Origin of the sequence: Enterobacter cloacae complex sp. P42RS (genome assembly GCF_014930595.1) — a bacterium.
GTDB lineage: Bacteria > Pseudomonadota > Gammaproteobacteria > Enterobacterales > Enterobacteriaceae > Enterobacter > Enterobacter bugandensis.
The window spans coordinates 1-6,736 of sequence record NZ_JADBRK010000034.1 but is presented as its reverse complement, the minus strand read 5'-3'; the positions used below and the strand labels follow the sequence as shown (position 1 = coordinate 6,736).

General features: G+C 44.0%; 7 protein-coding genes and 2 pseudogenes. All 9 read right to left on the bottom strand.

From position 1 onward, the window contains the following. A partial coding sequence (locus IM314_RS21840; protein ID WP_193359361.1) for a hypothetical protein occupies nucleotides 1–188 on the bottom strand: 188 nt, incomplete at its 3' end. A 156-nt stretch (nucleotides 189–344) separates the two neighbouring features. Next, nucleotides 345–1,456, bottom strand: a pseudogene (gene tri1, locus IM314_RS21835) (ADP-ribosylarginine hydrolase Tri1). Nucleotides 1,457–1,489: 33 nt separating this feature from the next. Then, the gene (locus IM314_RS21830; protein WP_193359362.1) at nucleotides 1,490–1,861 is read right to left on the bottom strand and encodes an immunity protein Tsi6 family protein; all 372 of its coding nucleotides are present in this window, start codon (nucleotides 1,859–1,861) and stop codon (nucleotides 1,490–1,492) included. Nucleotides 1,862–1,949: 88 nt separating this feature from the next. Continuing rightward, nucleotides 1,950–2,534, bottom strand: coding sequence for an ADP-ribosylglycohydrolase family protein (locus tag IM314_RS21825; RefSeq protein WP_370529585.1), 585 nt, complete (start codon nucleotides 2,532–2,534; stop codon nucleotides 1,950–1,952). Between the two features lie 237 nt (nucleotides 2,535–2,771). Further along, nucleotides 2,772–3,122: an immunity protein Tsi6 family protein gene (locus tag IM314_RS21820; RefSeq protein ID WP_045261346.1), complete on the bottom strand. Its 351-nt coding sequence runs from the start codon at nucleotides 3,120–3,122 to the stop codon at nucleotides 2,772–2,774. Between the two features lie 348 nt (nucleotides 3,123–3,470). After that, a complete protein-coding gene (locus IM314_RS21815) occupies nucleotides 3,471–4,544 on the bottom strand; it encodes a hypothetical protein (RefSeq protein WP_193359363.1) in 1,074 nt (357 codons plus the stop codon). Nucleotides 4,545–4,566: 22 nt separating this feature from the next. Continuing rightward, a complete protein-coding gene (locus IM314_RS21810) occupies nucleotides 4,567–5,001 on the bottom strand; it encodes a hypothetical protein (RefSeq protein ID WP_028013479.1) in 435 nt (144 codons plus the stop codon). 24 nt (nucleotides 5,002–5,025) lie between these two features. Beyond that, nucleotides 5,026–6,081 carry a PAAR domain-containing protein gene (locus IM314_RS21805; RefSeq protein ID WP_193359364.1) on the bottom strand — a complete coding sequence of 352 codons (1,056 nt, stop codon included), beginning with the start codon at nucleotides 6,079–6,081 and terminating at the stop codon, nucleotides 5,026–5,028. Between the two features lie 22 nt (nucleotides 6,082–6,103). Then, nucleotides 6,104–6,736: pseudogene (locus tag IM314_RS21800) on the bottom strand (type VI secretion system tip protein VgrG); the annotation flags it as partial.

Below are 6,736 nucleotides of genomic sequence, written 5' to 3'. Positions count from 1 at the left end.
GTCAGCAGGCTCTGCGTCGGGATGGTCACCGTGACCGGCTGGCCCAGCAGCTTACTGCGGTCAATGCGCGCGTCCGTGCCGAGTACGGTCAGCGCCAGCGCGAACGACTCGGACATCGCCTCGCGGCCTGAGAGTTTCCAGAAAAGCAGCCCCTCCACCGGGAGCTGAACGGTAATTCGGTTGAGCATAATCATTATTCCACTATGGACTAATCTCAGTGCCAAAGTTAACTCATTTCAATACGCAAAGCGTAAACGCTGCTGGTTTGATAATGAGTAGCTGTAAGATTGACTTCTCATGCCACAAAAAAACCACTTTTCCTGAATTTTCATCGAGATAAACAGTTACAAGAAAGTGTCTTCAGGGGCTCTATCGAACAATTCACCAGCCATTTTGGCGATACGTTCATGTTGTACGAGTTTATTTTTCCACTCCTGCGGAATAGCGGAATAGCGGAATAACCATATAATGATCCCGCTATTTGTCCCGCCGTTGCCGCAACGCTGTCAGCGTCATCGGCAAGATTGGCAGCCAGCAGAATCGCATCCCGGAAATTATCAGTATTCCATACGGACCACATCGCGGCCTCAAGCGTATCGATTACATAACCACTTGAACGAATCTGATCGCGAGTTTTTTGCTTATATTCACCCGCGTTGATAATCATTACACGTGGCTGAAGCGGCATGACATGCGGAGAAAAAATAAAATCTTTATTGCTACCATTAATCATATGCACAAGCAAATAACTTAAATACTGAGTGCTATTTATTGCTTCCGCGGCACCGTGTGTTGCGATACTTTGTTTTTTTGCTTCATAAAACGATTTGTTTAATGATTTTCTAAAAAAAATTGAGACAGGTGCTTGTCTGATAATGGATGCATTACCTGCAGTTTCTGGCGCAGTATTACCGCTCCACCCGGGACCAACAGTTAAATATTGCTCTAAAGCAAATCGAGTTGTATTACCTATATCAAAACAGTTGCCATTTGAACTGTTATAATCATGCTGATACCAGTCCAGAAGCTTATTCCTGAAGCATATAGTATCAGCATCACCTTTCTCAAGAAGCGTTTCCGCAAGACATAATGCCATGGATGTATCATCCGTCCATTCACCTGCGCGGAGTCGAAATGGCCCACCACCTATCATATCTTTGACATGTGCTTTGTCACGAGGTAAAAATTCAAGCGTTGTACCTACGGCATCTCCAACAGCAAGACCAATAAGCGCACCGACAGCACGATCCCGTGATTCCGCGAGTGAGATGTTACATTGTGGTGTTAAGTCCCATTGTTTTTGTACATCGCAATCAAAAGATGATTCTAATAGTTTATCATTATATTTATACTGCATCTTCTGCTGGACTGAAAGACTGCTAACAGGTAAGTACTTACGATATATATCTACATATTTTAACAATACATTCAAATTAGCATGTAAGTCTATCACCATTCACCCATAATAAAATATTATTAATATCAACCCCTAAAATTCATCAGGATATTTCATTTTAAGATTATGTTGTTTCATTCTGTAATTGGCATCAACCTCATGCGGCAGTCTAACCTTTAACCCTCGGCGGATTTGATCCACAATAAACCAGGCATCCGACAACCTTTCAAAAAGCAACTCATCAGAGTTATCGAACTCCTTCACTGCATACATACCGAACGTCATTTCCCATAATTTCGCTTTATCCTTTTCCTTGCCTTCAATTAAATCCCATAGAAATAATAATTGTTGTACAATAGAGTCGTACATTTGTAAAAGCGGAGAGTGAGGATCCTGATTTTTGACCTCAGCACATCTCTTTTTTGCTAAAATTAATGCTTTTTCAACATAACCAAAGATTGTCATTTTATCCTTTGCATGGGATTTAGTTAAATTAAAGCATCACACTAGATTGAAGTCATTAGATTCCACCGTTTATCATTGGCAATTCTAACTATAAGAAATTATCCTCAGGTGCTCTATCGAATAATTTACCCGCCATTGTAGCTATCCGTTCGTGTTGTACGAGTTTGTTTTTCCAAGCCTGCGGAATACCGGAATAACCATATAATGCTCCCGCTAATTGTCCTGCCGTCGCCGCAACGCCGTCAGCGTCATCGGCAAGATTGGCGGCCAGCAGAATTGCATCCCGGAAGTTGTCAGTATTCCATACGGACCACATCACGGCCTCAAGCGTATCGATAACATAACCACTTGAACGAATCTGATCGCGAGTTTTTTGCTTATACTCACCCGCATTTATGATCATTACACGCGCGCACAGTGGGAAAACATGAGGGGAAAAAGCTTCTTCTTTTTGATAACCGTTAATTAAATAGTGCAATACCAATCCGAGAAATTGGCATGCGTTAATTGACTCTACCGCGCCATGCGTTGCTCGACTCTGAGCCTGGGATTCAAAGTAAATCGCACGCAGCGATTTTCGACGAAAGATAGACACCGGTGCTTGACGAATAACCCCAGCATTACCAGCAGTGTGTTTCTCTGTATTACCATACCAGGAAGGTCCGACACGCATATACTGTTCAAGTGCGAATCGCGTCGTATTCCCGATATCGAAGCACCGACCATTGCTACTGTGATTAAAGGTAATATTTCATCCCATACATGAGAGGAATTTGAATCATCAATGCTGCTTCTTATTACCTTACGAACATTAACTGGCATGTAGTTACGATAACGATCGGCATAATGATTAATTACTGAGTCTTCGCTGTAAAGATCTATCATCCCGAAACCTTTAATCAAACGTTGTTTACCACTTGCGATACCGTTTTTGCCTTTTCAAATACTCAACGTCTTGCTCATGAGGGAGAATAAACTTCAATCCTTTTCCCATTTGCGAAGCTATATAATTAACATTGGACAAATGCTGAGCAAGTTCTGCATCGGTTGTATCAAACTCTTTTGACGCAAGCACTCCAAGATTTAATTTGTGCAATTTACTTTTATCTTTCTCAGACCCCGTTAGAATAGACTTAATATAGTCCAACTGATTCTTCGCCATAACATATAAAGAAAATGTAGGATTTTCATCTAATCGATGATTAATTGCATCAATAGCATCATTGATATAATCCAGCGCGGTGTAATTTTCTTTACTCATGAGTCACCTCAAATACTGCCCTGGCGGTGGCCTGAACCTGCGGATGCTCCACTTCTACCTGTTACACAGCATAGTGCGTGCCCGTTCTCTCAACGGCACCGTTCGCCACGTGGATAATCTTGCCGTTAACATAGCGGGATGTCAGTTTTCAGAACAGAATATCCACTCCCGCGAGCTGAACGATAGTTCAGCTGAGCATGATTTTTTATTCCACGATGATCTGATCTCAGTGCCTGAAGTTAACTAATCCTCAGAACGAGGGCGGTTATGATATTATTTCTGTGAAACAAAAAATAAAACCACATTTCTATGGTTTTATTTAGATGGCCATGAATTAACTTTGTCAGCTCATCGTTTTTCTATGCGAAACGTAGAAAGAATGATTTCCATGCATCGTTTGTTGGCTTCGTAATAATAATCCTGATGATTACGATGAGGCCCAACCACCTCAACGTAACACCACAAATCATTCATTTTAAAGATACGCATATCGTAATAAGCCCTGATATTCTCAGCAGCACTGACTACCTCTCCCGTACAGCTATAAAGATCGCCTGTAAACGTGGGATTGATATCATTTGGGATGCTGGCTATGTCCGATGTCGTAAGAGAGACTGCACTATCGTGGCGGTTAAAGCGCGCAGTTGCTTCATCGAAAATAGCCTGCGCAGCGGGATAATCAGCCTGACGGAAAAGACAAAAATTAATCACTCCATGGTTGACGTTACCTATTGTGTGTTCAATTACCAGACGATTATCATCCAGCGTATTCACCAGCCATGAATCCGGAATTTTAAATCCACTGTCATTTTTTTTGCTAAGGCTGACTGTTTTCAACAGTTCTGAAAGCATCAAATTGCTGCGATGCAGTAAATCCCAGTTGATAGCAATCATGAAAATAGTATCGGCAATCGTGTTGTAATCTTTCGACGCACAAGCCGTTTTCAAAAGGAAGTAATTTCCCCCACCATTTACAGGATTATAATCCTTCTGCACCGTATATCGTGAAACGACCTCATCACCCGATGGCATCGTTTTAATGGACAGGATATCCGCAAACTTCCCGCTTCCTGAAGGATGCGTAATTATTCTTTGGCTCAGTACTTTCTCACCCATTAAATCGAGCTTATTTATAAGCCAGTCTGACGCATTCATCTCCCACTGACAGTGTTCATATGCAGCCCAGACTTCAATATAGGGGCCGGTGTCATCGGCGATGTATCGTCCGATATTCGTCAGCCCAACCTCCTGAAATGTGATCGGCTTTAACTCTGCTGGCTTAACATTCTGGGGTAACAATAGCCAGTAATGAAGCATCTCTTTTTCTGCAGAGGTATAGAGACATTTCCAGAAATTTTCCCGGATCTCTTTTTCCTGATCCTTCATTTCAAGAGGAAAAAAATATTGTTTTTCAGCAACCATAATGCAACCTCACTCGTCGCGCTTACTTAAGCCATAAACCCGAAAACATAAGGAAGCTTCCGAGGGTAATTAAGCTTTTAGCAAAGATAAGTAAGCCAGGCGCCACGGCACGTGTCATAGACGATAATTTTTCATAATTTTCAGCGTTGTATCTTTTGTGCCCCCCCATAATCCCGGAAAATAACGTGCAGAGCAGCACTACTGTGATCTTTAATCCCCAAACACACAAGAAAGACATGGATAAGATGATCGAATAATGCTTGGCCGTTGCGACGGAAAATAATGACATTGACTGAGCAAGCCATTTCAACGTAAAGCCAATGACGACCGTAGCCACTAACACTAGAACGAACATTAACCCCGCAAGGAGCCACTGCTTTTTGTTAAATAAATCTTTTCCATTCCAGATAAGCGCTAGCGTCCAAATCATAAAGACTATAAAGAAAAACCAATGCATCACAACGTTCCCCATTTACACATTTTAATCTCCTATCAGGACTGTAACACAGCCAGTCTTAATCACACCATCGCCACTGCCCGCCGCTGGGGACGGCTTACTTTCATCATCGTCATAAATCCAGTCAAGGATCGGTTTGAGAGCAAATTTGATACTGGCATCCCCTCCCAGACCGAGCGCCGCTGCAAGCTCACCGGACACCTTAAGGTTAAATGAATAATCAGTGCTATCAATCCAGGTTCCCACGCCTGCAGAAGCGCCAGCGCTCCCTGCACTCCCTGAAAGCTTGCCATCGGCAACGACTACGCCATAAAAATCGGCTTTAGCCGTCGCCTCTCCTTTGACCGCCGCGGCTTCTGCGCCAAGTTCAACATTAAAACCATAACGCCCTTTATTTCCGTCATATAGTTCACTGACGGCCTTCGCTTCAGCGGTTGCCAGGTATACATCCCCACCGACGCCGCCGTATTGTTGCCCTTCTTTTCCAATGCTTCCCGAGGCGCCATATTGTATTGCGGTGGCGTTTGCATTGAGATTAATCGCCCCGTAATCAGCTCGATCGGTCACTAACGTGCCGCTGGCAGTCGCCACCCCTACTTTAGTACGTACCTCGCCTTTATATTTATCCTGACTTTTTGTATTCCCGACCGTGATATCGGCAAGTGCGAATCCGGCTGCAGCCGTATCGGGTTTTCCAAAGCCGGATTTATCTTCAAGGCTTGCATAGGCGCCAAGCACACGGGCGTCGTAAATATCACCATGTATAGCACCATCTTTACCCGCATCCTTCGCCGCCGTTCCGCCCCAGTATTGCGGAGGTGCAGGTTGAGTGGATGCGACCGCAGGGGTCGCTGAGGTATTGCAACCCGTCTTGTCACCTTCCCTGGCGAGAGGCAAACCATTCACAAATACCGTTGTTGAACCACTGAGAATACTTCCCTGACCATGTTGGGAGCATGAAAGCGGGTCGCCTTTTCGTGCTGCCGGAAATCCGCCAATAATTACGTTGGGACTTCCGCTTTGAATTGGTCCAGTATGTGCGCTGGAATCAATGCGCGCTCTGGCGGCTGGTTTTCCCATAATAGCGTTCTCTGTACGCAGATTAACTGTTAACTTTTACAATCGCGCCCTTAATATCGGTAAGGTTAGTTCCCGTTATACTCACCGTATCATTTGCTTTGAGCTCGGTATTGATCCCATCACCTAGTCTTGTAAGCTCATCACCTTTGAAGATGGCTTGTTCCACAGCCTCGGCTTTGAGGTTGCCTTGGCCTACGTGAATCTCAATGGTATCCGGGGCGATTAGAATATAGTTGTCTTTAACTTTGAGTTTAATCGTGGTCACAGATTCCAGCAGCGCGTTACCTTCTTTATCCATGGTCAAGACGGTTTGATCTTTCCCAACGTTTATAACGTGCTTGTTACCAATATTATGCGTTTCATTATTACCTACATCTGATTTCAGGTTCCGCTTAATCGTAATATTCTCATCCTGTCCGATGGTTTTTCTACGATCGACACCGACATCATGAGTTTCAGAATTTTCAATATCCGTATCCATATTTTTTTCTGCATGGATCCAGATCTGCTCGTGCCCGGCTTTATCTTCAAAACGGAGAATATTGGCATTGTCTTTATGGCCATCTTTGCTGCGGCTATAAAAGCCCATCTGCGTCGCCGCAGCCGGCAGCGCCCACGGCGGCATGCTCGCGTCGTTATACACGCGGCCGGTAAT

Bases quoted from the DNA above. Each gene is read 5' to 3' on its own strand.
- IM314_RS21830 (WP_193359362.1), bottom strand. From the start codon at position 1,861: ATGACAATCTTTGGTTATGTTGAAAAAGCATTAATTTTAGCAAAAAAG.
- IM314_RS21825 (WP_370529585.1), bottom strand. From the start codon at position 2,534: ATGCGTGTCGGACCTTCCTGGTATGGTAATACAGAGAAACACACTGCT.
- IM314_RS21820 (WP_045261346.1), bottom strand. From the start codon at position 3,122: ATGAGTAAAGAAAATTACACCGCGCTGGATTATATCAATGATGCTATT.
- IM314_RS21815 (WP_193359363.1), bottom strand. From the start codon at position 4,544: ATGGTTGCTGAAAAACAATATTTTTTTCCTCTTGAAATGAAGGATCAG.
- IM314_RS21810 (WP_028013479.1), bottom strand. From the start codon at position 5,001: ATGCATTGGTTTTTCTTTATAGTCTTTATGATTTGGACGCTAGCGCTT.
- IM314_RS21805 (WP_193359364.1), bottom strand. From the start codon at position 6,081: ATGGGAAAACCAGCCGCCAGAGCGCGCATTGATTCCAGCGCACATACT.